Source organism: Amycolatopsis sp. NPDC005003, assembly GCF_053600695.1.
On the sequence record NZ_JBSGAI010000022.1, the window covers coordinates 138,564 to 163,605 of the forward strand.

The window sequence follows — 25,042 nt, forward strand, 5'->3', positions numbered from 1 at the left end:
ATGCTCGTGCAGCGGCACGCGCAAACCAGCGCGCCGCATTGCACACGGCGGATGCAATTTCACGTGCTGGTTCACGATTGCCGCGGGCACGCGAAAACAACGGCGGAAATCGTTATACTCCGTCGTTTCTGCGCGAGAACGGCGCAATCGATCAGGATTTGACGAGATCGACCCAGGTTTGCACGGTCGCGACGTCCACCGGCGCCTGCCAGCCGCCGGGCCGCACCGCGCTGCCGACGTGGAACCCGCGCACGCCGCCCGCGCGCAGGAGGTGCACCTGCTGCGCACGCAGGCCGCCGCCGACGAGCAGCTCCGGCCCGCTGTCGCGCTGCGCGAGCCGCTGCAGCACCGAAAGGCCGCTGGCCACGCCGTTCGGGTGACCGGCGGCGAGCACGGTGTCACAGCCGAGGGAAGCCAGCTGGTCGTACGCGCGCAACGGATCGCGCGTGCGGTCGATGGCGCGGTGGAACGTCCACGGCAGGCCGTCGACCTCCTTGATCAGCGCCTCGCAGGCGTCGAGGTCGATTTCGCTGTCGACGTTGAGGAAGCCGAAGACGAACTCCCGCGCACCCGCGTCGATCAGCCGGGCGGTGTCCGCGCGCAGCCCCTCCAGGTCGCCGACGGCGAAGGAACCGTTGTCCCGCAGCATGACCCGCACCGGGAGGTCGGTCGCCGAGAGCACGTCACGCAGCGTTTCGACCGACGGCGTCAGGCCGTCCTGCGCCATGTCCGCAACCAGTTCGAGGCGGTCGGCCCCGCCCGCCTGCGCGCCTTCGGCGTCCGCCGCGTCCAGCGCGATCACTTCCAGCAGGGGCGTCTTCGAGCTCATGCCTCAATCCGTTTCACTGGTTCCGGGTGTCGTCCCCCCTCGCATGCCGCCCTCGCCGGAAGCCGCCTTGAAGGCTCGTCATCCGCTCGCGCACCGCTTCCGGGGAAAGAGAGAGTATCGGCCGCTGCTCCGGCACCGCTCCCGGGCTCGCCGCGGAATCCAGCGTCTGCAGGAACGGCCAGGTGTCCTCCGCGCCGTCCTCCTGCTCGAGTTCGGCCGGAGTAGGCCATTCGTACGCAGGCTCGATCGCGGCGGGCGGCGCGACGGGCGTCAGCCGCGGTTCGGTGTCCTCGTCGTCCGGCGCGGGCTCGGGCGCGACAGCCACCGGCGGCGGTGGCGGTGGCAGCGGCGGCGGAGGTGGCGGCGGGGGCGGCTCGGGTTCGCGGATCGGCGGTCGCGCGGCGAGTGCGTGCCGCGGCTGGGGATCGGCCGGCCGCGGCTCCTCGGCGACCGGCCCGGGCGCTTCCGCGACCGGGAGCGGCTCCGCCGGTTTCCGCGGCTGTTCGGGCGCGGCGGCGGCGTCGAACCAGCGGGACAGGACGTCGCGGTAGGCGGGCATCCGCTCGGTCGGGGCGTCCAGGTCCAGGTGGGCTTCTTCGTCGACGGTCGGCCATTCCGGCGCGTGGTCGCGGGCGATCACCGGGGCCCGGCGCGGCGGACCGGCCTCGATCGACGGCGGCGTCAGCTCTTCCGGCTCCGGCTCGGGTTCGGGCTCCGGCGGCGTCAGCGGGGCGAGCGGCGCCAGCAGCTCCGGTTCCGCGGCGGCGGACGGTTCGGCGGGCGGGGGCGGCGCCGGCATCGGCGGCAGCTCGACGATCAGGGCCGCGGGGACCAGCACGGTCGCGACCAGCCCGGAATCCTCGCCCGCGCTCAGGCTGACGTCGATGTGGTGGCGCGTGGCCAGCGTGGCGACGACGAACAGGCCCATCCGGCGCGAGACCTCGACGTCGACGTCCGGCGGGTGCGCGAGCCGCGCGTTGGTGCGGTCGATCTCCGCCTGCGGCATGCCGGCGCCGTGGTCGATGATCTCGATCTGCCAGTCGCCGTCGTGGGTTTCGGCGCTCGCCACGGTGACCGTCTCGTCGCCGGAGTAGCGCGTCGCGTTCTCCAGCAGCTCGGAAACGACGTGCACGAGGTCGTTGACGGCCTCGCCGCGGACCGCGACCTGCGGGGCCGGGCCGAGCTCGATCCGCTGGTAGTGCTCGACCTCCGAGAGCGCCGCGCCGATGATCTCGTCGGCCGGCACGGACCCGGCGTCTTCCCGCGCCGAGTCGTGCCCGGAGAGCACCAGCAGGTTTTCGCTGTTGCGCCGCATCCGCGTCGCGAGGTGGTCGAGTTCGAACAGCCCGGCGAGGGTGTCCGGGTCCTGCTCGTCGGCCTCCATCCGGTCGAGCACCGACAGCTGCCGTTCGACGAGGTCCTGGCTGCGCTGCGAGAGGTTGACGAACATCGCGTTGACGTTCTCGCGCAGCATGGCCTGCTCGCCCGCGAGCCGGACGGCCTCGCCGTGCACCGCGTCGAACGCGCGCGCCACCTGGCCGAGCTCTTCGCGGGTGAACACCGGCACGGGCGCGACGGCGAGCCGTTTCCGCAGGTTCTCGGGCGCGGGCTCGGGATCGGTGAGCAGGTTCTGCACGGCCGACGGCAGCCGGTGCTCGGCCACTTCCAATGCCGTCCGGCGCAGGATCCGCAAGGGGCGCAACAGGGATCGCGCGATGACCACCGACAGCACGCCGGCGACGAGCAGCACGCCGAGGACCACGCCGCCGTCCCACAGCGCGGCCGTGCGGGCTTGGGCCGCCAGGCTGTCCGTGCGTTCCTGCAACTGGACCAGCAGCGCCTGCTGCACCTGGTGGGCGAGGTTCACCGTGTGCGTCGCCGAGGTGTCCCACTGGTTCGGGTCGAGGCCGGAGAGGTTCTGGCCGTTTTCGGTGCGGGTGAGCGCGGATTCGACCATGTCGTTACCGATGTCGACGACCAGGCCGATCACCGTGTCGTCGAACATCCGCTGCTGGTCAGGGGTGGCGAAGGTGCGGTAGTCGCTGCGTGCGGCGGCGAGCTCGGCTTCCGCGCCGAGCAGGGCGCGCGTGCGGTCGCGGTTGAGCGTGCCCGCCGCGAGCGCCTCCGCCATCACCGCCCGCTTGACCGACATCTGGTCCTTGATCCGGGCCAGTGCGTTGCCCGCCAGCCGCATCCGCGCCAGCTCGGGATCGGAGACGTCGGCGGCGGCGGAGTCGCTGATGTCGAGCAGGCCGGAGATCAGCTCGCTGTAGGAGCGCAGCACGGCGTCGGCGGGGAACGCCGAATGCTCCGCGGAAAACCGCAGGCCACCGAGCACGCGCAGCCGGTCGTCGGTCTGCTGCAGGCTGTCCCCGGCGTTCGCGTCGAGCCGCGGCCTGCTCTCGGCGAGCGTCCGCTCGAAGCCGCCGATGGCCTTGTCGACGCGGGTGCGCTGGGCGGTGAGTTCGGCGGTGTCGCCTTGCCGGTTCTGGGCCACGAACCGCACCGTGAGGTCGCGTTCGCGTTGCAGCTCGTGCAAGGCTTCGGCGACCGTGTTGTCGACGCGGCCGCGCGTGGCGAACTCCGCCAGCTGCCGGGCGTCGCGCAGGTCGGAACTGATCCGCAGGCCGACCAGCGCGATCACGGCGAGCGCCGGGATGAGGAGGACCGCGAAGAGCTTCGTTCCGAGGCGCCAGTTCCGCAACCGCCAGCGGCCGCCCACCGGACGTGGATCCGCCGCGTCGCCGCCCTTGCGAGGACGCTTGTCGCGACGGGTCACCTGGTTTCCTTTTCCGCCGCGGGTGGGAACCCGCGGATCGAACGACACCTCGAACCTCCTGGACGGTAGCCCGCCCGATGAAGATCCGAAAGCCGCGCCGCCACGATACGGCCCTGCCCGCGATCGTATGGGGCGCGGACCATACGATCCAGCACGAGAACCAGATTCTCGCGGTAGGTGAAGGTTCATGAACAGACGCGGACGGATGATTCCGCTGGTAGCGGCGCTCCTGGCGACCGCGGGCTGCAGCGTGTTCTCGTCCGGCACCCCCGCGCCCCCACCGCCGCTGGAGCGGACCACCCTGCGCGTCGGTGTGGGCAATGCCATCGACACGGCCCCGCTGCGGATCGCCGTCGCGGCCGGGAAGTTCCGGTCCGCCGGGCTGGACGTGCAGCTCGTCGAACTCGGCGCCGAAGACGGGCTCGCGAAGCTGGCCGCGGGCGACCTCGACGTCACCTTCGCCTCCGACATCGCGATGTTCCGCGCCGCGGCCGGCGGGACGGCGTTGCAGCTGCAGGGCGAGGCCTACACGTCCGGCCCCAACACGATGGCGCTGGTCACGCTGCCGGACTCGGACTACACCGTGCCGACGGGCAAGAAGTCGCCGGAGATCGCGGTGAACATGCTCGACGACGTCGGCGCGCTCGTCGCGCGTTCGGTGCTGGTCACCGCGGGCGTCGACCAGGTGAAGATCAAGTTCAAGGCCGTCCCGTTCGACCGGATGCCGCAGGCGCTGCAGGCGGGCGACGCCGACGCCGCCCTCATGATCGAGCCGTACATCACCCGCGCCGAGAAGGACCTCGGCGCGCACATCCTGGCCGACGGCGCCCGCGGTTCGACGCTCGACTTCCCGCTCTCCGGCTACGCGGCCGCGAAACCGTTCGCGCAGGCCAGCCCGCGGACCCTCCGTGCGTTCCGCACCGCGCTGGGCGCGGCCCAGCAGAGCGCGACGGACCCGGCGATCGTGCGGGACGCGCTGCCGAAGTTCTCCGACATCGACGCGACGACGGCCGCGCTGATCTCGCTCGGCTCGTACCCGGCGTCGCTCAACGGCATCCGGCTCCAGCGCGTCGCCGACCTGATGCACAACTCGGGCCTGCTGGCGAACCGCCTCGACGTCCAGGGCCTGCTCCCCGACCAGCCCGGTTACTGACCGTCAGATGTTCTCGCCGGTCTTGATCAGGCACACCGTGCGGGCCGGTGGGCCGGAGTAGGTGAACACCATGTCGGCGCCTTCGCACTTGTCGTCGCGGCCGTAGCCGGAAAGGATCTCGACCCGCTCCTGCGCCGCCGGGTCGGTGCAGAGGACCTTGCCGATCGTGCTCTCGTCGTCGACGTCACGCAGGCAGTCGCCGGCCTTGACGTTCAGGGCCAGGCAGAGCGTCCGGCCCGAGCCGGAACCGAGCCGGAACCGCACGTAGTCGCCGGAGCCGCACGCGATGGTCCCGCGATAGGCGTTCTCGACCTTGTACGTCGCGTTGTTCGCGCTGCACGTGACGCGGTGGTAGGCGAGCTTGCCCGCCCCCTCGCGCGTCAGGTACAGGCAGTCGCCGTCCGACGGCGGGCCGCTGCGGCCGATCCAGTAGATGCCCATCGCGCCCAGCGCGCCCAGGCCCAGCGCGGCGACGACGCACGCGACCAGCGTGATCCGCACCTTCGTGGTGAACCAGTGCGGGATCGGCTGATGCCCAGGTACCGGCGGCATCGGCGCGGGCTGCGAATAGCCCGGCGACCGGAACGGGTTGTCGTCGAACGGCGGTGTGGTCAACGTGCCCTCCAGTGATCCCCTCGGCACCTCGTCCCACCGGCGGACCCGCGAGCGGAGCGGACCGGAGCGAGGCACGTATAACAGTAGTTGTGACTGATGGCCCGCTGATCGTCCAGTCCGACAAGACCGTGCTCCTGGAGGTCGACCACCCCCAGGCCGATGACGCACGTGTCGCGATCGCGCCGTTCGCCGAGCTCGAACGGGCACCGGAGCACGTGCACACCTACCGGATCACGCCGCTGGCGTTGTGGAACGCGCGCGCCGCCGGCCACGACGCCGAGCAGGTCGTCGACGCGCTGACGACGTACTCGCGCTTCCCGGTGCCGCAGCCGCTGCTGATCGACGTCGTCGACGTCATGGGCCGGTTCGGGCGGCTGCAGATCGCCAACCACCCGGCGCACGGGCTGGTCATGTCGACCACCGACCGCGCGGTGCTGGCCGAGGTCGTCCGGAACAAGAAGATCAGCCCGATGCTGGGTGCCCGGATCGACGAGGACACCGTCATCGTGCACCCGTCCGAGCGCGGCCGGCTGAAGCAGGCGCTGCTGAAGGTCGGCTGGCCGGCCGAGGACCTGGCCGGGTACGTCGACGGCGAGGCGCACCCGATCGCGCTGGACGAGACGGACTGGCACCTGCGCGACTACCAGCGCCAGGCGGCCGAGGCGTTCTGGGCGGGCGGCTCGGGCGTCGTCGTGCTGCCCTGCGGGGCGGGCAAGACGATGGTCGGCGCGGCGGCGATGGCGCGTGCCGAGGCCACCACGCTGATCCTGGTGACGAACACGGTCGCCGGGCGGCAGTGGAAGCGCGAGCTGATCGCGCGGACGTCGCTGACCGAGGAGGAGATCGGCGAGTACTCCGGCGAGAAGAAGGAGATCCGGCCGGTCACCATCGCCACATACCAGGTGATCACCCGCAAGACCAAGGGCGAGTACAAGCACCTGGAGCTGTTCGACTCCCGCGACTGGGGCCTGGTCGTCTACGACGAGGTCCACCTGCTGCCGGCCCCGGTGTTCCGGATGACGGCGGACCTGCAGTCCCGCCGCCGCCTGGGGCTGACGGCAACGCTGGTGCGCGAGGACGGCCGCGAGGGCGACGTGTTCTCGCTGATCGGCCCCAAGCGCTACGACGTGCCGTGGCGCGACATCGAGGCGCAGGGCTGGATCGCCCCGGCGGAGTGCACCGAGGTCCGCGTGACGCTGACCGACGCCGAGCGCCTCGAGTACGCCACGGCCGAGGCCGACGAGCGGTACAAGCTGGCGGCCACGGCGTTGACGAAGACGCCGGTGATCAAGTCGATCGTGGCCAAGCACGCGGGTGAGCCGACGCTGGTCATCGGTGCGTACCTCGACCAGCTGGAGATGCTCGGTGACGAACTCGACGCCCCGGTGATCCAGGGCGCGACCCGCAACAAGGAGCGCGAGGAGCTGTTCGACAAGTTCCGCCGCGGCGAGATCCGGACGCTCGTGGTGTCGAAGGTGGCCAACTTCTCGATCGACCTGCCCGAGGCGTCGGTGGCGATCCAGATCTCGGGCACGTTCGGCTCCCGCCAGGAGGAGGCCCAGCGCCTCGGGCGGCTGCTGCGTCCCAAGGGCGACGGGCGGCAGGCGCACTTCTACTCGATCGTTTCGCGCGACACGGTCGACACGGAGTACGCGGCGCACCGGCAGCGGTTCCTGGCGGAACAGGGGTACGCGTACCACATCGTGGACGCGGACGACCTGCTCCGGCCGCTCTGAGCCGGTCGACGCCGAGCCGGTCACGAGCCGAGGTAACGCAGGACGGCGAGCACCCGGCGGCTGTAGCCGGCCGACTGGGGCAGGTCGAGCTTGTCGAAGATCGCGTTCGCGTGCTTCTCGACCGAGCTCTGCGAGAGGTACAGCAGCTGCGCGATGCTCGCGTTGGTGTGGCCCTGCGCCATCCTCTCCAGGACGTCACGCTCGCGCCGGGTCAGCCGGCCCAGCGCGATCTCGTGGGACGTGCGGGCCACCAGCCGCCGCACGACCTCCGGATCGAAGGCGGCACCGCCACCGGCCACCCGATCCAAGGCCTCGAGGAACTCGCCGACCTGGGCCACGCGGTCCTTGAGCAGGTAGCCGACGCGGCCGCGGTCGCCGCTGATCAGCTGGGCGGCGTACCGCTTCTCGACGTACTGGGAGAGGACGAGGACCCCGGTTTCCGGCCACTTCTCCCGGATCTGGAGAGCGGCGCGCAGGCCCTCGTCGGTGTGGGTCGGCGGCATCCGCACGTCGGTGACGACGACGTCGGGCTGGTGGTTGCCGGCCGCTTCGAGGAGCGCTTCGCCGTCACCAACCGCGGCGACGACGTCGTGGCCCTCCTCGGCCAGCAGCCGCACCAGGCCTTCGCGCAGCAGCGTCGAGTCCTCCGCCAGGATCACCCGCACGGCAGCACAGCCCGCACGACCGTCGGACCGCCCGGCGGACTGTCCACGTCGACCTCGCCGTCCGCCGCCGCCACGCGCCGCGCCAGGCCGATGAGCCCGCCGCCGGTGACGACCCGGGCTCCCCCTGAGCCGTCGTCGCCGATCTCCACCACGATCTTCCGGTCGGCCTTCCGGTCGGCGCGGTGGACGTCGATCGTGATCCGCCTCGCGCCGGAGTGCTTGGCCGCGTTGGTGACGGCCTCCGACACCACGAAGTAGATGACGGTCGCCAGCGAACGCACCGGTGGCTCGGCGAGCGTGTAACGCAACTCGACCGGGATCGTCGCTCGTTCGGCGAGGGACTCGAGAGCGGCGTCGAGACCGCTTTCTTCGAGCGCGATCGGGTACACGTGCCAAGCGACCTCGCGCAGCTCGCGCAGGGCGTCCTGCGCTTGCTCGTGCGCCTGCCGGACCAGCTCGGTGTTCCCCGTGCGCAGGGCCCGGCCGAGCAGCACACCCAACGCGACCAGCCGTTGCTGCACGCCGTCGTGCAGATCGCGCTCGATGCGCCGGCGTTCGCCGTTCACCGCCTCGACGACCTCCGCGCGGGTGCTGAGGAGGTAGGAGATCCGGCGCTCCACGATGGTCCGGAAGCTCGGGCGGAGGAACCGCTCGGCCAGCCGGCGGTCCAGCTCGGCGACCCCGGCCATCCCCTGCCAGCAGAGGAACACCGCGATCGCCGCCGGGACGGCGATCAGCAGCCAGTCGAGGACGGTCCCGGTGCCCTGGCCACCGGGTGCGCGTCCGGTGACCAGCTGCCGGCTGTAGAACACGGCCGTGACCGCCCCGGCGCCGAGGCACGCCCAGACGCCCAGCCCCAGCAGGCCGGCGAGGACGTGCAGCGAGAGGTACTGCAGCGCCCCTTCGTCGTCGTAATCCCTACTGATGTAGTTGTCAAAGAACCGGAACATCCGATCGCGTTCGACGTCGGCGAACTTCCGGGCACCGCGCGCGACGACCCGGCGCGTCGCGGGAACGACGAGCAGGGGCGCACACAACACGAGGTACAGCATCTCGGCGAGCGCGGTGAGCGCACCGAGGCCGACGCCCGCTGTCGTTCTCGCAGCCCGGATGATCACGTGTTTCAGGCTAGCCAGGCGGGCTCGGGGGCGTATTGCGGTTTTCCGCAATTTTCGGTGCGGTCTTCTGCAATGCCCTGACCAGCCGAGATTCCTAGATTCGACGGCATGGACCTCCTCCTGACCACCACCGCCCCCGCCGAACCGATGACCGGACTGGCCGGCTGGGCCGTCGGGCTCATCGACGCGCTCGGCGGCCCCGGCGCCGCCGTCATCGTCGGGCTGGACAACCTCTTCCCACCGATCCCCAGCGAGCTGGTGCTCCCGCTCGCCGGGTTCTCCGCGAGCCGGGGCGCGTTCACACTCCTCGGCGCGCTGTTCTGGACGACACTGGGCTCGCTGGCGGGCGCGGTGATCGTCTACTGGCTGGGCGCGCTGCTCGGCCGCCACCGCACCCGCGCGTTGATCAGCCGCGTCCCGCTGATGACCATGGCGGACTTCGACCGCACGGAAGCCTGGTTCGCCCGCCACGGCGGCAAGGCGGTGTTCCTGGGGCGGATGGTGCCGATCTTCCGCAGCCTGATCTCGCTGCCCGCCGGCGTCGAACGCATGCCGTTCGGCCGGTTCCTGCTGCTGACCACGGCGGGCAGCCTGCTGTGGAACACGGTGTTCGTCGTCGCGGGGTACCTGCTCGGCGAGAGCTGGTCGCTGGTCGACCGGTACGCGTCGGTGTTCCAGTACGTCGTGCTGGCGGCGGTGGCGGTGGCGGCCGGGCTGTTCGTGGTGGTCCGGTTGCGCGCACGCCGGACTCGTTCGGCCTAGCAAATCGTCACAGGAACAACTTCCACCACAGGAGTTTCGACCAACCACCTGACCTGCGAATATGCGGATTCACTCGAACGGATGAGCGGGCAAGTCACTGGAAATTGTCGGACCCTCGAACTATTGTTCGACATGCAGTAGCCGAACACAAGTTCGAGGGGACGTCCATGACGATCGCACCGCTCCGCCCCGGCACGCCCGCGCCGCCGGTCCAGACCCTGCCACCGGGGTCGTGGCACGGCCGGCTGTGGGTGTCCGACCTGCCGCTGACCCGGCCCGAGCGCTACCTCGGCTGCGTGGCCGAGTTCGAGCGGTCCGGGCTGTGGCCGGTGCTGATCCCCCACGACCAGCGCTTCGCGGCCAACGGCGAAGACTGGATCGACGACCGGGGCAGGCTCTCCCCGGCCGGCCACCGGGTGGCGACGGCCGACCCGGCGGGAGCCCTGTCCCGCTGGTGGGACACATCGTGCTGCGACGGCGCCTGCCTGAGGCCGTTCGGCGCGCGGTTCCCAGGGCTGGCCAAGCGCAGCCCGCGCAGGTCCGACCCACTGGCGGAGGCGGGCAACACGGGCTCGATCCTGGCCACCCGCGCCCCGCACCGGCTGGGCTTGGTCCAGACCGAGCGCCCGGCCGACATCCCCGCCCTCCTGGGGTGGACGGGGATGATCAAGTGCACGGACCAGGTGGCAGAGCTGTCGGCGGTGCTGCGCAGCTGGGAGGACAGGTTCGGGGCAACGCTGGTGGTGCTGGGGTTCGACACGTTGGAGCTGTCGGTGGCGGCGCCGCCGAGGAACCAGGCACGGGCCCTGACGGTGGCGGCGGAGCACCGGGCGTTCAGTTTGCCCACCTTCGCCGGGCAGCCGGGGAATCTGCGGGAGTACGCGTCGGGGTTGGTCCAATCGCGGCATTGGCGGTTTTCCTGGGCTTGAGGGGTCGGCCGGACCGGCGGACCGGGGGGCCGCCGGACCGGAGGGCGGCGGGGCCGGAGGGGTGACGGCCACCGAGCCGGGCCGGGCCGGGGCCGGGGCCGGAGGGCTCTCGCGCAGGGGCCGGCGCTGGCGGGCCGGGCAGTGGTCTGGCGGACCAGGGGGCCGCCGGACCGGAGGGCGACCGGGCCGACGGGCTACCGGACCGGGCGGGGCCCGGAAGGCTCCCGCGCAGGGGCCGAAGCTGCCGGGCCAGCGCACCGGGCAGGGCCCGGAAAGCTCCCGCGCAGGGGCGGGAGCTGCCGGGTCGGGGGCCGGGCGGCGGGCGGGCCCGGGGCAGCCGGACCGAGGGCGACCGAGCCGGACGGCGGGCCTGCCGTCCCGGCGGCCCGCCCAGAGCCCGCCCGTCCGGCCCCGTCCGGCGAGGACAGTCACCAGGACAGATCACCAAGACAGCTCACCAGGCGGCAAGATGAGCAAACGCTGCAAAGGCCCCATCAGACGACCGTCCACCAAGCTGGGTCGGTTGTCCCAACCTCCGGTCCGCCGGTCCTACCGAAGCCGCGTTTGGGCCTCAAGGCGAACGGGAATCTCCCGCAGCGGAAAGGCGGTGAGAGCGATCGCCGAGATCCGGATCGGTACCTCTGGGTGGCGCTATCCCCCGTGGCGCGGGGTGTTCTACCCACCGAAGCTCGCTCAGCGGCGCGAACTCGAATACCTCTCGCGGCGGATGAACGCCGTCGAAATCAACGGCTCCTTCTACTCGCTGCAGCGCCCGGAACGCTACCGCGCCTGGTTCGACGAAACCCCCGCCGACTTTCTCTTCGCCGTCAAGGGCGGGCGCTTCATCACCCACATGAAGCAGCTTCGGGACGTCGAGACCGCCCTCGCCAACTTCTACGCCTCCGGCGTCCTCGCCCTCGGCGCGAAACTCGGCCCCTTCCTCTGGCAACTGCCGCCGAGGCTGGCCTTCGATCCCGATCGGCTCGGCGACTTCTTCGCTCTGCTCCCGCGCACCACCGTCGACGCCGCCCAGCTCGCGGCGAAGCACGACGACAAACTGAAAGGCACGCCGTACCTCGAAGCCGGCGCGCGAAAACCCCTGCAGCACGCCCTCGAAGTCCGGCACCCCAGCTTCGCGGAGCCCGCCGCCAAGAAACTCCTCGAAGAACACGGCATCGCCCTGGTCGTCGCCGACACCGCGGGCAAGTGGCCGTTCCTCGAAGACCAGACCGCCGGCTTCACCTACGTCCGGCTGCACGGCGACGAAGAGCTCTACGTCAGCGGCTACTCCGACCGAGCCCTGCGCGGCTGGGCCGAAAAGATCTGGGCCTGGCACGACGGCGGGCGGCGGGACGTGCACGTCTACTTCGACAACGACGTCAAGGTCGAGGCTCCCCGGAACGCCGAATGCCTCGCCGACCTGCTCGGGGTGGCGCCGATCACGAGACAGTGAGTGGACAGTGAGCGCCGTCCCGTTGACTACCCCTGCGGGCCGGACCGGCTTGCGTGCTGCCGCTGGGGGTCGGCACGTAAGCCGTCCGGTTCCGAAGGCGAACCGGGCTCAGCCGCCCACCACGACCAGCGCCGCCAGCTTGGCGCGGACGTCGTCCGCGTCCGGGTGGCCCAGCTCCGTCAGCAGGCGCACCGACCGGAGCCAGCACTCGCGGGCCTGCGCCGCGTCGCCGTGGCGGAGGTGGATCGTGCCCAGCTGGGCCAGGACGTCCGCCGCCTCGTACTGCTCGTCCATCGCGAAGAACATCTCCACCGAGTCGTGGATGCACGCGATGCCTTCCTCGAACCGGCCGAGGCCGATCAGCGCCAGGCCGCGCGTGTGCTGCGTGAACCGCGTGTCCACCGGGCGCCCGTCCGCGCCGAGGATCGCCAGCGCCGCGTCGGCCAGGCGCAGCGCCTGCTCGTGATCGCCCATCGACGTGCAGATGTCGCCCAGCGCCCGCAGCACGCTCGCCTCGAAGTGCCCCAGCCCCAGCTCGCGGACGATCTCCAGCGCCTGGATGCCGTGTTCGTACGCCCAGGCGCAGTCCTCGAGGTTGTGCGCCGCCATCGCCAGGTTGTACTGCGCCCGCGCCTCGCCCTCGCGCGCCCCGAGCTCGCGCTGGATCGCCAGCACCTGCTCCAGGTACCGCCGGGACTCGTCGTACTGCCGGGCGACGCCGTTGACGACGCCGAGCCCGCTCAGGATCCCCGCCTCGCCGGGCCGGTGGCCGCTCGCGCGCGCCGCTTCGAGCGCCACCGCGAACACCGACCGCCAGTCGTCGAGCCGCGAGCGCGTCACGAAGTAGCTCTGCAGCAGCCAAGCGAGCTTCCAGCAGGCGTCGTCGCGGCCCCGGCGCCGCGCCAGGTGCACCGCGGCGATGAGGTTGGCGTTTTCCTCGCCGAACCACTCCAGCGCTTCGTGGTACTCGGAAAACGACAGGCCGCCCTCGAGGTCGTCGAGCTCCAGCAGCCGGTAGTAGCGCTCCGGCCGCATCCGCCGGGACGCGTTCAGCGCCGACGCCAGGTACCAGCCCAGCAACCGGTCCAGAGCGGCGTCGCGCTCCGAAGCCGAATCGACCTGCGAAGCCGCGTACGCCCGGATCAGGTCGTGGAACTGGTAGCGGCCGGGCCGTGGCTGGGCGAGCAGGTGCGCGGCGGCCAGGGTTTCGAGCATCGGCCGGGTCGCGGCGACGTCCAGCCCGGCGACCGCGGCCGCCGCCGGTGCCGTGAAGTCGACGCCGGTGTGCAGCCCGAGCAGCCGCAGCAACCGGGCCGTCGGAGGCTGCAGCGCCTGGTACGAGTACGAAAACACCGACCGGATGTTGGTGCCTTCGCCGTCGGCGAGGTCGAACGAATCGAGCAGGTCGCTGTCGAGCGAATCGACGAACTCGTCGAGCGGCAGGTCGGGGAACTGCGCCGCGCGCACGGCGAGGATCCGGATCGCCAGCGGCAGCCCGCCGCAGTAACGCACGAACCGTTCGGCCGCCGCCGGATCGCGGGCGACCCGGTCGAAGCCGATCGTGGCCGCGAGCAGCGCGACGGCGTCTTCGGCGCCGAGCTCCTCCAGCGCGATCCGGCGCGCGCCGTGCGTCGCGACCAGCGCGCGCAGCTGCCAGCGGCTGGTGATCACGACCAGGCAGCCGGGCCCGGGCAGCAGCGGGCTCACCTGCTCCGTGCGGTTGGCGTTGTCGAGCAGGACCAGCAGCCGCCGCCCGGCCGTGTGCGTCCGCCAGCTCGCCGCGCGGCCGTCGAGGTCGCCGGGGATCGCCTCGCACGGCACGCCGAGCGCGGTGAGCATGGCCTCCAGCGCCGCCGACGGCTCGACCGGCTCGCCAGGGCCGTAGCCGCGCAGGTTGAGGTAGACCTCCCCGCCGGGGAACCGGTCCGCGATCTCGTGCGCGAAGTGCACCGCCAGGGTCGTCTTGCCGATGCCGCCCATGCCTTCGACGGACGCGATCGGCGTCGACGTGCCGGCGTCGACCGCCTCCGGCAGCAGCGCGTGCAACGCCTTGAGGTCGCACTCGCGCCCGGCGAAGGTCCGCAGGTCGGCGGGCAGCTGGTGCGGCACCTGCGGCTCGACGCCGAGCCGGTAGCGCGCCGGCGCCGGTGCGGTGTCGCCACCGGCGCCGGTGAGGATCGCCTGGCGGGTGCGCTGCAGCGACGGGCCGGGGTCGAGCCCGAGCTCGTCGGCCAGCACGCCGCTGATCCGGCGGTACACCTCCAGCGCCTCGGCTTGGCGGCCCGACCGGTACAGCGCGGTCATCAGCTGCTCGTGCAGCCGCTCCCGCAGCGGGTTTTCCCTGGTCAACCCGGTGAGCTCGGGGACGACGGTGCCGTACTCGCCGACTTCGAGCAGCGCGTCGGCCCACTGCTCGCGCACGCGCAGCCGTTCCTCGGCCAGCTGGCCGGCCTCGTCGCGGTGCAGCGCGTCGGACTCGACGTTCAGCAGCGCCGGGCCGCGCCACTGCGCGAGCGCGTCGGCGAAGTGCGCGGCCGCCCGGCGGCTCTCGCCGCGGTCCATCGCCGCCTTGCCGCGGGCGGCCAGTGCGCGGAAGCGGGTCAGGTCGAGCAGGTCGTCTTCGAGCTCGATCCGGTAGCCGCCGCTCTCGGTGCGGATCGCGACCTGGTCGCCGAGCGCGCGACGCAGGCGCAGCACGTACGTCTGGAGCGCGCCCTTGGAGCGGCGCCGGTCGTCGTCCCAGAGCCAGCGGCCGAGCTCGTCGACCGGCACGACCCGGTTCGCGCGCAGCAGAAGACCGGCCAGCACGATCAGCGGCCGGCTGCCCCCGAGCGGTACCGGGCGGCCGTCGGCCGTGACCTCGGCCGGACCCAGCACGCGGAAATCGAGGACCACGGAACCATTCTCACCGGAAACGCGCAGTTCGGCACTTGTTTGCGAGCGGCGGCACGGTGGCATGATCGGCCTCGATGAAGGTCTACGCGATCCCCCTGCGCACCCGGTTCCGCGGCATCACCGTCCGTGAGGGCGTGCTGCTGCACGGCCCGGCGGGCTGGGGCGAGTTCTGCCCGTTCGCCGACTACTCCGACGCCGAGAGCGTGCCGTGGCTGCGGGCGGCGCGCGAGGCGGCCGAAGCCGGCTGGCCCGCGCCGGTCCGCGACCGGGTCGAGGTCAACACGACGGTGCCGGTGGTCGAGCCCGCGAAAGCGCACGAACTGGTCCGGGCGTCCGGCTGCCGCACGGCGAAGGTGAAGGTCGCCGACCCGCGCGTCTCCCTGGCCGACGACTGCGCGCGGGTGGAGGCGGTCCGCGACGCGCTGGGGCCCGGTGGCGCGATCCGCGTCGACGCGAACACGGCGTGGGACGTCGACACGGCGGTGCGCGCGATCGCGGACCTCGACAAGGCGGCGGGCGGGCTGGAGTACGTGGAGCAGCCGTGCCCGTCGATCGAGGACCTGGCCGCGGTCCGGCGCCGGGTGGACGTCCGGATCGCCGCGGACGAATCGATCCGCCGCGCGGAGGACCCGCTGAAGGTCGCGGTCGCCGGGGCGGCGGACATCGCGGTGCTGAAGGTCGCTCCCCTCGGCGGCGTCCGGCGGGCGCTGGAGGTCGCCGAGGCGTGCGGGCTGCCGTGCGTGGTGTCTTCGGCGGTGGAGACGAGCGTGGGCCTGGCCGCCGGGCTCGCCTTGGCGGGCGCCCTGCCGTCGCTGGAATTCGCTTGTGGACTCGGGACGATTTCGTTGCTGGAAGGCGACGTCTGTGCCACCCCACTGTCCCCTGTGGATGGATACCTACCGGTCTTGCGGACCGCACCGGAGCCTGGCTCGGCGTACGCGGCACCACCCGAGGTCTCGGCGGCGTGGGAAGCCCGGCTGAGCCGGGTCCGCGCGCTGAGCTGAGCGCGGACCCGGCCTCAGGCCGCGCCCTGCGAACTCGCAGGGTGCCGTGCTTCATGGTCGGCAGTCGTACCGGGGAGCACGTGGTTTTCCCCGAGGGCAAGTTCAGGGTCGGGGTCCGGGCCGTTCCCGATGTGGGCCGCCGCCGCTGGGAGACACCATTGAGCCATGACGAACAGCGTGTACACCCCGGAAACCAAGAAGCTCCGCCGCAGCCGGAGCGACAAGATGCTCACCGGTGTCTGCGGTGGGTGGGCCACCTACCTCGGCATCGATGCCAACGTCCTGCGGATCGGCCTGGTCGCCGCCGTTTTCCTGTCCGTCGGGATCGCCATCCCGATCTACATCGCCGCCGCGATTCTGACGCCCGAAGAGGACTCCTGACGCCGGGCGGGCTCCGGCTCGCAGGGGGAGCCGGGGCCCGCCGGATGCCGGGGGTGCGCTGAAGACACCCGCGCCGGGGGGTGCGGGCGAGGGGGCTGCCGCCGTCGGGGGACGCGGCTGGTCACGAAACGAACGGCCCGGACGCCAGGGGACGTCCGGGCCGTTCGGGCCGTTCGGGCGCCGGCGTTGGGCCGGGTGGCCCAAAACCGCGACGCGGATCCCGTTCGAGGGGTTAGGGTTCGCGCTCGTGGATCACGGAAACACCGCCCCCAAGGTCGTCGTCGGGATCTTGGGCGGGTTGTACCTGATCGCCGGACTGGGGCTGACCGCTTTCGCCGGCTATGCCGTGCTGTCCTCCGGCGACACCGGTGGGGTGCGGGCCGCCAAGACCGTGCTCTACACCGCCGCGGGGCTGGCGATCTGGGTCATGCTCACCGGGATCGGGGCCATCGTCGTCGGGATGGAAGCGGAGGACAAGAGCACCGCCTGGCTCGGGGGCCTCGGCGTGCTCGCGCTCGGCGTCGTGATCGTCGGCGCCTACGCGGTCTGGTTCTTCACGAAGCCATGAGAAAAGCCCGGCCCGCCGAAGCGGACCGGGCTTTTCCAGTCAAGCAGCCGGACTCAGAAGTCCATGCCACCCATGCCACCGGACGGGTCGGCGGGAGCGGCCGAAGCCTTCTCCGGCTTGTCCGCCACGACGGCCTCGGTGGTCAGGAACAGCGCCGCGATGGAAGCGGCGTTCTGCAGCGCGGAGCGGGTGACCTTCGTCGGGTCCGGCACGCCGGCGGCGAGCAGGTCCTCGTAGACACCCGTGGCGGCGTTGAGGCCGTGGCCCTGCGGCAGGCCCTTGACCTTCTCCACCACGACGCCGCCCTCGAGGCCGGCGTTGATCGCGATCTGCTTGAGCGGGGCCTCGACGGCCACCTTGACGATGTTGGCGCCAGTGGCCTCGTCGCCCTCGAGCTTCAGGCCCGCGAACGCGGCCTCGGCGGCCTGGATCAGGGCCACGCCACCACCGGCGACGATGCCCTCTTCCACGGCGGCCTTCGCGTTGCGCACCGCGTCCTCGATGCGGTGCTTGCGCTCCTTGAGCTCGACCTCGGTCGCGGCGCCGGCCTTGATGACGGCCACGCCGCCGGCCAGCTTCGCGAGCCGCTCCTGCAGCTTCTCGCGGTCGTAGTCCGAGTCCGAGTTCTCGATCTCGGCGCGGATCTGGTTGACGCGACCCTGGATCTGGTCGGCGTCGCCCGCACCTTCGACGATGGTCGTCTCGTCCTTGGTGATGACGGCCTTGCGGGCCTTGCCCAGCAGGGACAGGTCCGCGTTCTCCAGCTTGAGGCCGACGTCCTCGGAGATGACCTGGCCACCGGTCAGGATCGCGATGTCCTGCAGGATCGCCTTGCGGCGGTCACCGAAGCCCGGGGCCTTGACGGCGACGGACTTGAAGGTGCCGCGCATCTTGTTGACGATGAGGGTGGCCAGGGCCTCGCCCTCGACGTCCTCGGCGATGATCAGCAGCGGCTTGCCGGACTGGATGACCTTCTCCAGCAGCGGCAGCACGTCCTTGACGGTGGAGATCTTGGAGCCGAAGAGGAGGATGTACGGGTCCTCGAGCTCGGCTTCCTGACGCTCCGGGTCGGTCACGAAGTAACCGGAGATGTAGCCCTTGTCGAAGCGCATGCCCTCGGTGAGCTCGAGCTCGAGGCCGAAGGTGTTGCTCTCCTCGACGGTGACGACGCCTTCCTTGCCGACCTTGTCCAGCGCCTCGGCGATCAGCTCGCCGATGGTGCGGTCCGCGGCCGAGATCGAGGCGGTAGCAGCGATCTGCTCCTTGGTCTCGATCTGCACGGCGGCCTTGTGCAGCTGCTCGGTGACGGCCTCGACGGCCGCCTCGATGCCACGCTTCAGGCTGATCGGGTCGGCGCCGGCGGCGACGTTGCGCAGGCCCTCGCGCACGAGCGCCTGGGCGAGCACGGTGGCGGTGGTGGTGCCGTCACCCGCGACGTCGTCGGTCTTCTTGGCAACTTCCTTGACGAGCTCGGCCCCGATCTTCTCCCACGGGTCCTCGAGCTCGATCTCCTTGGCGATGGAGACACCGTCGTTGGTGATGGTCGGCGCGCCCCACTTCTTTTCGAGCACGACGTTCCGGCCCCGCGGGCCGAGGGTCACCTTGACGGCTTCGGCGAGGGTGTTCAAGCCGCGCTCGAGACCGCGGCGGGCGTCCTCGTCGAACGCGATCAGTTTGGCCATTGCGGTGTGGTCCTCCGGTATTGGGCGCCACCGCCACGTTGTCTACAGCGGCGGCGGCAGGACTCTTTCCTCGGCCAGGCTCGGTGCCCGCGACGGACGACTGGACCCGGGTGGGGGTCAGCCTCACCGTCCCGACCTTTGGCACTCGACGGCGTCGAGTGCCAAGTTCGTGTTTAGCACTCTCAAGGGGAGAGTGCAAGAAGCCCAGCTCAGCGTCGCTCGATCAGTTACCCGGCTTGATGCTGATCGACGTCGGCGGTGCGTTCAACGACGAAGGCGCCTTGCTCTGCGAGTCACCGGGCCCGACCGGGATGTTCGGCGCGGGGGTCTGGCCGCCACCACCACTGCCGCTGTCGCTGAACAGGAAGATCGCGCCGACGACCAGGCCGGCCACGACCACCAGCCCCAGCACGACGAAGATCCACTTCTTGCCGCCGCTCTTCGGTTGCTCGAACGCGCCGGCACCGCCCGCGGGCATCGGCGGGCGCAGCCGCATCGGGTCCTGGCCGTAGCCCGGCGGGGGCATGCCCGGCATGCCCTGCTGCGGTGGGTAGCCGTACCCCGGGGGCGGGCCCTGCGGCGGCATGCCCTGCGGCATCCCGGGCGGGCCCTGCGGAGCGCCCTGCTGGGGGTAGCCGTAGCCGGGCGGCGGGCCCTGCGGACCACCCGGACCACCCGGCCCGTGCGGCCCCTGGCCGTAACCGGGCTGCTGCTGTCCTCCGTACGGGTGCACGGGGGCCCCCTCTCCCTGCGGTGCGCTGTTCTGGTGCGGCCCCTGTTGTACCTGACCAGGACGCTGCGGCGCGGGGATTCCGCCCGAATGGGACCCGGGCGGGCCGGGTGGGGTGTCCGACGTCGCCAGCGGGCCGAGCGCGCGGCGGGCGGCCGCGACCATCTCGACGCAGCTGGGGTAGCGGTCGGCCGGGTTTTTGGCCATCCCGCGGCGGATCACTTCGTCGATCGCCGGCGGCAGCGCGACCGCGCGGGAGATCGCCGGCGGCTCGCCGTTGAGGTGCCCCTTGATCACCGTCGGGACGTCGCCCTTGAACGGCGGGCTGCCGGTGAGGCAGGCGTAGAGGACGCACGTCAGCGCGTACTGGTCGGTGCGCCCGTCCAGCGGCTCCCCGCGCAGGTGCTCGGGGGCCGCGTAGGTGGGCGAGCCGAGGAAGTCGCCGCCGCGCGTCCGGTGCCCGGTCGCGCCGCGCCGCGTCAGCCCGAAGTCGGCGACGTACACGTGCTCGCGCGAGGTCTCCTTCTTCGTCACCAGCACGTTCGCCGGCTTGACGTCGAGGTGGACCAGACCGCGGTTGTGCAGGGTGTCGAGCGCGTCCGCGACCTGGTCGAGCATCGTCAGGGCGCGCGCGGGCGCGATCGGTCCCCCCGAGATCAACCCGGCGAGATCGCCGCCGTCGACCATCCGCATGGCGATGTAGAGCATGCCGTCGAGCTCGCCGAAGTCGTACAGCGGCACGACGTTGGCGTGGTCGATCGCCGAGGTGTTGCGCGCCTCGTCGACGAACCGCTCGCGGAACTCGGCGTCGGCCCCGAGGTGGTCACCGATGACCTTCAGGGCCACCTTGCGGCCGAGCCGCACGTCCGTGGCCTTGTAGGTCACGCTCATGCCGCCCTTGCCGAGCACCCCGTCGATGCGGTAGTTGCCCAGCCGGCGACCGGTGAGGTCCCCCGACACATCGCCTGTCACGCCCGCAGCCTAACGCCCCTGGTTCGGCGCCTGCCGGGGGTTCACCGATCAGCGGAAGAGGGTGTTACGAAACCTTTCGAACGTCGGCTGCCTGGCTCCGGCCGTCGCGGCCCGACTGGACTTCGAACTCGACGCGGTCACCTTCGTCCAGAGTGCGGAATCCTTCGGACTGGATGGCCGAATAGTGGACGAACACGTCCGGCCCCTCCGTGGATTCGATGAACCCGTAGCCCTTTTCCGAGTTGAACCATTTGACGGTGCCGACAGCCACGGCGCCCTCCCTCAGCACAAAGGATCCGCTGGCCCGAGCGGAGGCCAGCGGCGGAAGTGCCAATCACGCTACCGGAATTATTCCCCTCGGCAATGGGCAATTCGTCCGAAGATCACGAACCCGAAAGGCGTCGGTTCCGCGCGTGCACGAGCACCGTCCCGGGACCCGCGAAGTCGAGGGCGAGCCCTTCGCCCGTGCGCAGCGACTGCGGCCCGCCCGGATCGAGGGCCCGCAACCGGCACTGGACGGTGTCGGGGTAGGCCAGCAGGTAGTCGGGCCGGACCGTGACCAGCTCGCCCTGGCCGAGCTCGAACGCGTCCACCGGACCCGGCGCGGCCAGCACGAGCGGCCCGGTCCCGCTGTAGTGCTCGAGGAACCCCGAATCGGCGCCGAAGAGCTGCTGCAGCGGCACCCAGCCGGTGTCGTGCCGGACCGACGAAGGTCGCACCAGCACCGCTTCTCGGTGCACCGACCAGCCCGTGCCGCCGCCCACGTCGAGCGGGTAGACGTCGCCGGGGCGCAGCGGCGCGAAGTCGATCCAGCCGCCGTCGGACGGCGCGGTGTAGACCGAGATCGTGCTCTTCCCCGTCCGGACACCACCGCGGGTGGCCGGTGCCTCGGTCACCCCGAACCGGCTGGCGAGCAGGGTTTCCGGCGCGGCCCGCACGGCCTCGTTCGGGTCCAGCAGGACGCGGGCGACGCCGAAGGCGGGCGTGTGCCGGGTCTGGACGCGCATCAGCGTGACGGGACGTGGGAGACGATCCAGCTGATCAGCGCCGACGGGTTGCGCGTCTGCGTCATGATCTGGCCGGGACCGACGAAGTCGAAGACGAGGCCCTCGCCGCTCTTCATCGACTGGATGATGCCCTGCGCGACCTTCCGGATCTGGTACTGCACGGTGTCGGCGTACGCGACGACGTGCCCGGTGTCGATGGTCACCATCTCGCCCTGCTGCAGCGTGATGGTCTCGACCGCGCCGTAGCAGCTGACGAGCAGCTGGCCCTGGCCGGTGGCGTGGGTCAGGAAGCCGCCCTCGCCGCCCATCAGGTTCTTCATCCCGCCCCACTTGGTCTCGGTCTGCACGCCGTGCGACGACGCGAGCCAGCAGCCGCGGGTGACGGCCCAGCCGGTGCGGCCGTCGAGGGTGAGCACCTGGATGTCGCCGGGCAGGTTCGCGGCGACGTCGACCCAGCCGCCGTTCTGCGGCGCGGTGAAGGTGGAGATGAAGAAGGACTCGCCGGAGAGGAACGCGCGGCCGAGGCCCTTCATGATCCCGCCCTGCGCCTGCGACTGCACCTGCACGCCGTAGCTGGTGGCCATCATCGCGCCGGACTCGACCTGGCACGGCTCGCCGGGCGCCAGCATCAGCCGGGCGACGGCGAACGAAGGCTGTTGACGGATTCCGACCTGCATGCGTGCTCCCCATCCGGCTTGCCTGTGACGGGGCAGAGTCTTGCACGCCCGCGAATGACGGGGAGGATGGTCCGGTGATCTCCGTCGACGACTACCGCGACCGCGTCGCCGCGCTCCTCGGCACCGCCCCCGCGACCACGCTGCCCCTCGCCGCCGCGGCCGGCCTCGTCCTGGCCGAAGACGTGCGCGCCGGCGTCTCGCTGCCGCCCTTCGACAACTCCGCGATGGACGGCTACGCGGTCCGCGCCGAGGACGTCACCACGGCCCCGGTGACGCTGCCGGTGGCCGACGACATCCCGGCGGGCCGGGTCGACGTCCGGCCCCTCGAGCCGGGCACCGCGCACCGGATCATGACCGGCGCGCCGCTGCCGCCGGGCGCGGACGCCGTGGTGATGGTCGAGGACACCGACGCCGGCACGGAAACGGTGACGTTCTCGGCGCCCGCCCGCGAAGGCGCGCACATCCGGCACACCGGCGAGGACGTCGTCGAAGGCGACGTGGCCCTGCACGCCGGCACCGTGCTGGGCCACTCCCAGCTGGGCCTGGCGGCCGCGGTCGGGCTCGCCGAGGTGCGGGTGCACCGGCCGCTGCGGGTGCTGGTGGCCTCGACCGGCACCGAGCTGATCGACGCGCCCGCCCCGCTGCGCCACGGCCAGATCTACGAGTCCAACAGCGTGATGCTCGCCGCGGCGATCCGGGCCCTCGGCTGCGAGGTCGACGTCGTCCGCAGCGTCGTCGACGACGTCGAGGAGTTCCGCAAGGTCATCGAGCCGAAGCTGGCCGGCGCCGACCTGCTGGTCACCTCCGGCGGCGTCAGCGCGGGCGCGTACGAAGTGGTGAAGGACGCACTGACCGGCCAGGGCGTCGAGTTCGCGAAGATCGCCATGCAGCCGGGCGGGCCGCAGGGCAGCGGGCGCTGGCAGGGCGTGCCCGTGGTGGCGCTGCCCGGCAACCCGGTGAGCGTGCTGGTGTCGTTCGAGGCGTTCCTGCGCCCGGCGATCCTGACGGCGCTCGGCCACACCGACGTCTCCCGCCGCCGCGTGCGGGCCCGGCTGACCGAGGCGATGAGCTCGCCCTCCGGGCGCCGCCAGTACCGCCGGGGCGTCTTCACGCCGTCCGACCGGGAGGTCACCGGGATCGTCGGGCCGCGCGGCGGGCCCGGCTCCCACCTGCTGGCCGCGTTCACGCAGGCCAACTGCCTGATCGTGCTCCCGGAGGACGTCACGTCGGCAGCGGTTGGTGACGAGGTGGACGTTCTGCTGCTCTGACCGGGAAGTCCCGCAGTTTCCGGTAGGGCGCGAGCAGCGGCAGCGAAACGATCGAAATCCCCGCGGCCACCCAGAGCGTCTCGCGGATGCCGATCGCCTCGCCCAGCAGGCCGCCGAGGACGCCGGCCAGCGGGATCGTCCCGTAGTTGACGATCGACATGCTGGAGTTGACCCGGCTGAACAGCTCGGGCGGGCAGTACTGCTGCCGGAAGGTGGTGACCAGCACGTTGCCGGCGACGACACCGGCGCACAGGCCGAACAGCGCGAGTCCGTAGGGCACCAGGCCCCAACCGGGCCCGCTCAGCGGCCCGAGCAGCAGCATCGGTGCCGCGAAGACCTCGCACAACAGCCACGCGCGCACGGCGCCGAGGCGCGCGGCGAGCCGTCCGGCCGCGGCCGCACCGAGCATCCCGCCGGAGGCGCCCAGCGCCAATACCAGCCCCACGAGCCCGGGCGCGGCGCCGAGCGTCCGCGACAGGAACACGATCTGGATCGCGCTGTAGCCGGTGAGCGCGAGGTTCGAGACGGCGCCGAAGGTGATCAGCGACCGCAGGTACCGGTCGCCCACGACGAACCGGAGGCCCTCGGCGATCTGGCTCCGCAGGGGCGAGCGCTCGGCGGGGACGGCGGTTTCGCGCGCGCGGATCGCCCGCACGCACAGCACGGAGACGCCGAAGCTGACCGCGTCCGCCAGGATGCCGCTCACCGGGCCGAACGCCTGGGCCAGCAGCCCGGCGAGGCCTGGCCCGGCGACCTGGGTCGCCGACTCGCTGCCCTGCAGCTTCGCGTTGGCGTCCAGGAGTTCGCCGTCGCCGACGAGCGCCGGGAGGTAAGCGCGGTAGGCGAGGGTGAAGAACACTTTGGCGATCCCGCCGAGCAGGGCCGCGGCGAGCAGGTACGGCATGGTCAGCGCGCCGAAGGCCGCGACGACCGGGACGCTGCCGAACACCGCCATCGACACCGTGTTGCAGAGCAGCATGACCGGGCGCTTCGGCAGCCGGTCCACCCAGGCGCCCGCCGGCAGGCCGATCACCAGCCAGGGCAGCCAGGCCACCGCCGTCAGCAGCGCCACGTGGAAGGTGCTCGCCTGCAGCGTGATCACCGCGACCAGCGGCAACGCCGTGGTCGCGACCATGCTGCCGAGCATGCTCGTGGTCTCCCCGGTCCAGAGCAGCCGGAAGTCCCGGTTCCCCCAGAGCCCCTTCACGGCTTGCCCAGCGACGCTCGCGCGGCGAAGAAGACCGGACGGCGCTCGACGCCGTCACCGGGTTCGGTGCGGTTCTCGAACTCGCTGATCAGCAGGAAGATCCGCTCGTTGAGCTCGTCGAGTTCGTCCTTCGACAGCCGCACCCAGGTGTCGATGCTGAACGGCGCCCCTCGCCACTCCTCGGGGTAGGTCTCGCGGTTGGCGATCCACTCGCGGGCGACCGCCGTCTGGTGATCGAGCACGAGGACCTCGGCGGCTTCGGCCACCGGGTCGCCCGGGAAGTCCGCCGCGGCCCACCGGAGCACCTTCGCACTGCGCTTCCACCAGCGTTCTCGCTGGTCACGGGCCAGTTCCGGAGCCTCTTCGACCAGTTTCGCGGCGGCCAGCACCTTCATGTGGTGGCTGACGTTGCCGACCGCCTGCCCGGTCCTCGCGGCCAGCATCGACGCCGTCGCCGGGCCGTCGAGGTGGAGCAGTTCCAGGAGCCGGCGCCGCAGCTGGTGGGACATGGCGGCCAGCACCTTCGAATCCCGGATCTCCCGGATGTCATCACCCATGACGCACAAGAGTAGTTGCACAATAGCTCTTGTGCAATAGCTCTTGTACGTCTGC

22 protein-coding genes are annotated in these 25,042 nt (G+C 71.7%); 9 read left to right on the forward strand and 13 right to left on the reverse strand.

Annotated elements, in window-relative coordinates; genetic code table 11:
- Positions 1 to 151 precede the first annotated feature (151 nt).
- Together ACWED2_RS25170 and ACWED2_RS25175 are read right to left on the reverse strand one after the other, a co-directional pair.
- A complete protein-coding gene (locus tag ACWED2_RS25170; RefSeq protein ID WP_449692935.1) occupies positions 152 to 829 on the reverse strand; it encodes a copper homeostasis protein CutC in 678 nt (225 codons plus the stop codon).
- Between the two features lie 13 nt (positions 830 to 842).
- A complete protein-coding gene (locus tag ACWED2_RS25175) occupies positions 843 to 3,608 on the reverse strand; it encodes a sensor histidine kinase (protein ID WP_449692936.1) in 2,766 nt (921 codons plus the stop codon).
- 187 nt (positions 3,609 to 3,795) lie between these two features.
- Here ACWED2_RS25175 and ACWED2_RS25180 point away from each other — a divergent pair, with 187 nt between their 5' ends.
- Positions 3,796 to 4,761, forward strand: a complete 966-nt coding sequence (locus ACWED2_RS25180) for an ABC transporter substrate-binding protein (RefSeq protein ID WP_449692937.1) — start codon at positions 3,796 to 3,798, stop codon at positions 4,759 to 4,761.
- 3 nt (positions 4,762 to 4,764) lie between these two features.
- Here the strand turns inward: ACWED2_RS25180 and ACWED2_RS25185 are convergent, their stop codons facing one another.
- Positions 4,765 to 5,376 (reverse strand): LppU/SCO3897 family protein, encoded by a 612-nt coding sequence (locus ACWED2_RS25185; protein ID WP_449692938.1) that lies wholly within the window; start codon positions 5,374 to 5,376, stop codon positions 4,765 to 4,767.
- Between the two features lie 89 nt (positions 5,377 to 5,465).
- On the opposite strand from ACWED2_RS25185, the gene ACWED2_RS25190 reads away from it, so the two are divergent.
- Positions 5,466 to 7,112, forward strand: coding sequence for a DNA repair helicase XPB (locus ACWED2_RS25190; RefSeq protein WP_449692939.1), 1,647 nt, complete (start codon positions 5,466 to 5,468; stop codon positions 7,110 to 7,112).
- A 20-nt stretch (positions 7,113 to 7,132) separates the two neighbouring features.
- On the opposite strand, the gene ACWED2_RS25195 is transcribed toward ACWED2_RS25190, so the two are convergent.
- Entirely contained in the window at positions 7,133 to 7,777 is a 645-nt protein-coding gene (locus tag ACWED2_RS25195; RefSeq protein WP_449692940.1) for a response regulator transcription factor, read from the reverse strand.
- Positions 7,768 to 8,895, reverse strand: a complete 1,128-nt coding sequence (locus ACWED2_RS25200) for a sensor histidine kinase (RefSeq protein ID WP_449692941.1) — start codon at positions 8,893 to 8,895, stop codon at positions 7,768 to 7,770. The genes ACWED2_RS25195 and ACWED2_RS25200 overlap by 10 nt, the downstream gene beginning before the upstream one ends.
- 108 nt (positions 8,896 to 9,003) lie before the next feature.
- Between ACWED2_RS25200 and ACWED2_RS25205 the strand changes: the two genes are divergently transcribed.
- The 3 genes from ACWED2_RS25205 (at position 9,004) to ACWED2_RS25215 (ending at position 12,039) form a co-directional block, all read left to right on the forward strand.
- Entirely contained in the window at positions 9,004 to 9,657 is a 654-nt protein-coding gene (locus ACWED2_RS25205; RefSeq protein WP_449692942.1) for a DedA family protein, read from the forward strand.
- Between the two features lie 167 nt (positions 9,658 to 9,824).
- On the forward strand, positions 9,825 to 10,586 hold the full coding sequence (locus ACWED2_RS25210) for a DUF4253 domain-containing protein (RefSeq protein WP_449692943.1): 762 nt from the start codon (positions 9,825 to 9,827) through the stop codon (positions 10,584 to 10,586).
- 607 nt (positions 10,587 to 11,193) lie between these two features.
- Positions 11,194 to 12,039, forward strand: a complete 846-nt coding sequence (locus tag ACWED2_RS25215; protein ID WP_449692944.1) for a DUF72 domain-containing protein — start codon at positions 11,194 to 11,196, stop codon at positions 12,037 to 12,039.
- Positions 12,040 to 12,147: 108 nt separating this feature from the next.
- Here the strand turns inward: ACWED2_RS25215 and ACWED2_RS25220 are convergent, their stop codons facing one another.
- Entirely contained in the window at positions 12,148 to 14,934 is a 2,787-nt protein-coding gene (locus ACWED2_RS25220; RefSeq protein ID WP_449692945.1) for an AfsR/SARP family transcriptional regulator, read from the reverse strand.
- 74 nt (positions 14,935 to 15,008) lie between these two features.
- Here ACWED2_RS25220 and ACWED2_RS25225 point away from each other — a divergent pair, with 74 nt between their 5' ends.
- The 3 genes from ACWED2_RS25225 to ACWED2_RS25235 all read left to right on the forward strand — a co-directional run bounded on the left by ACWED2_RS25225 (position 15,009) and on the right by ACWED2_RS25235 (position 16,887).
- Positions 15,009 to 15,938: an o-succinylbenzoate synthase gene (locus ACWED2_RS25225; protein ID WP_449692946.1), complete on the forward strand. Its 930-nt coding sequence runs from the start codon at positions 15,009 to 15,011 to the stop codon at positions 15,936 to 15,938.
- Between the two features lie 165 nt (positions 15,939 to 16,103).
- Entirely contained in the window at positions 16,104 to 16,319 is a 216-nt protein-coding gene (locus tag ACWED2_RS25230) for a PspC domain-containing protein (RefSeq protein ID WP_449692947.1), read from the forward strand.
- Positions 16,320 to 16,566: 247 nt separating this feature from the next.
- Entirely contained in the window at positions 16,567 to 16,887 is a 321-nt protein-coding gene (locus tag ACWED2_RS25235; protein WP_449692948.1) for a hypothetical protein, read from the forward strand.
- A 53-nt stretch (positions 16,888 to 16,940) separates the two neighbouring features.
- Here the strand turns inward: ACWED2_RS25235 and groL are convergent, their stop codons facing one another.
- The 5 genes from groL to ACWED2_RS25260 all read right to left on the reverse strand — a co-directional run bounded on the left by groL (position 16,941) and on the right by ACWED2_RS25260 (position 21,955).
- On the reverse strand, positions 16,941 to 18,569 hold the full coding sequence (gene groL, locus ACWED2_RS25240; protein WP_086857657.1) for a chaperonin GroEL: 1,629 nt from the start codon (positions 18,567 to 18,569) through the stop codon (positions 16,941 to 16,943).
- Between the two features lie 223 nt (positions 18,570 to 18,792).
- A complete protein-coding gene (locus tag ACWED2_RS25245; protein ID WP_449692949.1) occupies positions 18,793 to 20,271 on the reverse strand; it encodes a serine/threonine-protein kinase in 1,479 nt (492 codons plus the stop codon).
- A 64-nt stretch (positions 20,272 to 20,335) separates the two neighbouring features.
- Entirely contained in the window at positions 20,336 to 20,542 is a 207-nt protein-coding gene (locus ACWED2_RS25250; RefSeq protein WP_003085446.1) for a cold-shock protein, read from the reverse strand.
- A 112-nt stretch (positions 20,543 to 20,654) separates the two neighbouring features.
- Positions 20,655 to 21,278: an AIM24 family protein gene (locus ACWED2_RS25255; RefSeq protein ID WP_449692950.1), complete on the reverse strand. Its 624-nt coding sequence runs from the start codon at positions 21,276 to 21,278 to the stop codon at positions 20,655 to 20,657.
- On the reverse strand, positions 21,278 to 21,955 hold the full coding sequence (locus ACWED2_RS25260; protein WP_449692951.1) for a TIGR00266 family protein: 678 nt from the start codon (positions 21,953 to 21,955) through the stop codon (positions 21,278 to 21,280). The genes ACWED2_RS25255 and ACWED2_RS25260 overlap by 1 nt, the downstream gene beginning before the upstream one ends.
- A gap of 74 nt (positions 21,956 to 22,029) precedes the next feature.
- On the opposite strand from ACWED2_RS25260, the gene moeA reads away from it, so the two are divergent.
- Complete coding sequence (gene moeA, locus ACWED2_RS25265; protein WP_449692952.1) at positions 22,030 to 23,223, forward strand: molybdopterin molybdotransferase MoeA; 1,194 nt, start codon at positions 22,030 to 22,032, stop codon at positions 23,221 to 23,223.
- Here moeA and ACWED2_RS25270 read toward each other — a convergent pair.
- Together ACWED2_RS25270 and ACWED2_RS25275 are read right to left on the reverse strand one after the other, a co-directional pair.
- A complete protein-coding gene (locus tag ACWED2_RS25270; RefSeq protein ID WP_449692953.1) occupies positions 23,177 to 24,430 on the reverse strand; it encodes an MFS transporter in 1,254 nt (417 codons plus the stop codon). The two genes, moeA and ACWED2_RS25270, sit on opposite strands and share 47 nt — an antisense overlap.
- Positions 24,427 to 24,987 carry an ArsR/SmtB family transcription factor gene (locus tag ACWED2_RS25275; protein WP_449692954.1) on the reverse strand — a complete coding sequence of 187 codons (561 nt, stop codon included), beginning with the start codon at positions 24,985 to 24,987 and terminating at the stop codon, positions 24,427 to 24,429. Before ACWED2_RS25275 ends, ACWED2_RS25270 begins: the two co-directional genes overlap by 4 nt.
- Positions 24,988 to 25,042 lie beyond the last annotated feature (55 nt).

What these genes read in the sequence shown, in the direction of transcription:
- ACWED2_RS25170 (WP_449692935.1), bottom strand. Translation starts at nt 829, where the DNA reads ATGAGCTCGAAGACGCCCCTGCTGGAAGTGATCGCGCTGGACGCGGCG.
- ACWED2_RS25180 (WP_449692937.1), top strand. Translation starts at nt 3,796, where the DNA reads ATGAACAGACGCGGACGGATGATTCCGCTGGTAGCGGCGCTCCTGGCG.
- ACWED2_RS25205 (WP_449692942.1), top strand. Translation starts at nt 9,004, where the DNA reads ATGGACCTCCTCCTGACCACCACCGCCCCCGCCGAACCGATGACCGGA.
- ACWED2_RS25210 (WP_449692943.1), top strand. Translation starts at nt 9,825, where the DNA reads ATGACGATCGCACCGCTCCGCCCCGGCACGCCCGCGCCGCCGGTCCAG.
- ACWED2_RS25225 (WP_449692946.1), top strand. Translation starts at nt 15,009, where the DNA reads ATGAAGGTCTACGCGATCCCCCTGCGCACCCGGTTCCGCGGCATCACC.
- ACWED2_RS25230 (WP_449692947.1), top strand. Translation starts at nt 16,104, where the DNA reads ATGACGAACAGCGTGTACACCCCGGAAACCAAGAAGCTCCGCCGCAGC.
- groL (WP_086857657.1), bottom strand. Translation starts at nt 18,569, where the DNA reads ATGGCCAAACTGATCGCGTTCGACGAGGACGCCCGCCGCGGTCTCGAG.
- ACWED2_RS25255 (WP_449692950.1), bottom strand. Translation starts at nt 21,278, where the DNA reads ATGCGCGTCCAGACCCGGCACACGCCCGCCTTCGGCGTCGCCCGCGTC.
- ACWED2_RS25260 (WP_449692951.1), bottom strand. Translation starts at nt 21,955, where the DNA reads ATGCAGGTCGGAATCCGTCAACAGCCTTCGTTCGCCGTCGCCCGGCTG.
- ACWED2_RS25275 (WP_449692954.1), bottom strand. Translation starts at nt 24,987, where the DNA reads ATGGGTGATGACATCCGGGAGATCCGGGATTCGAAGGTGCTGGCCGCC.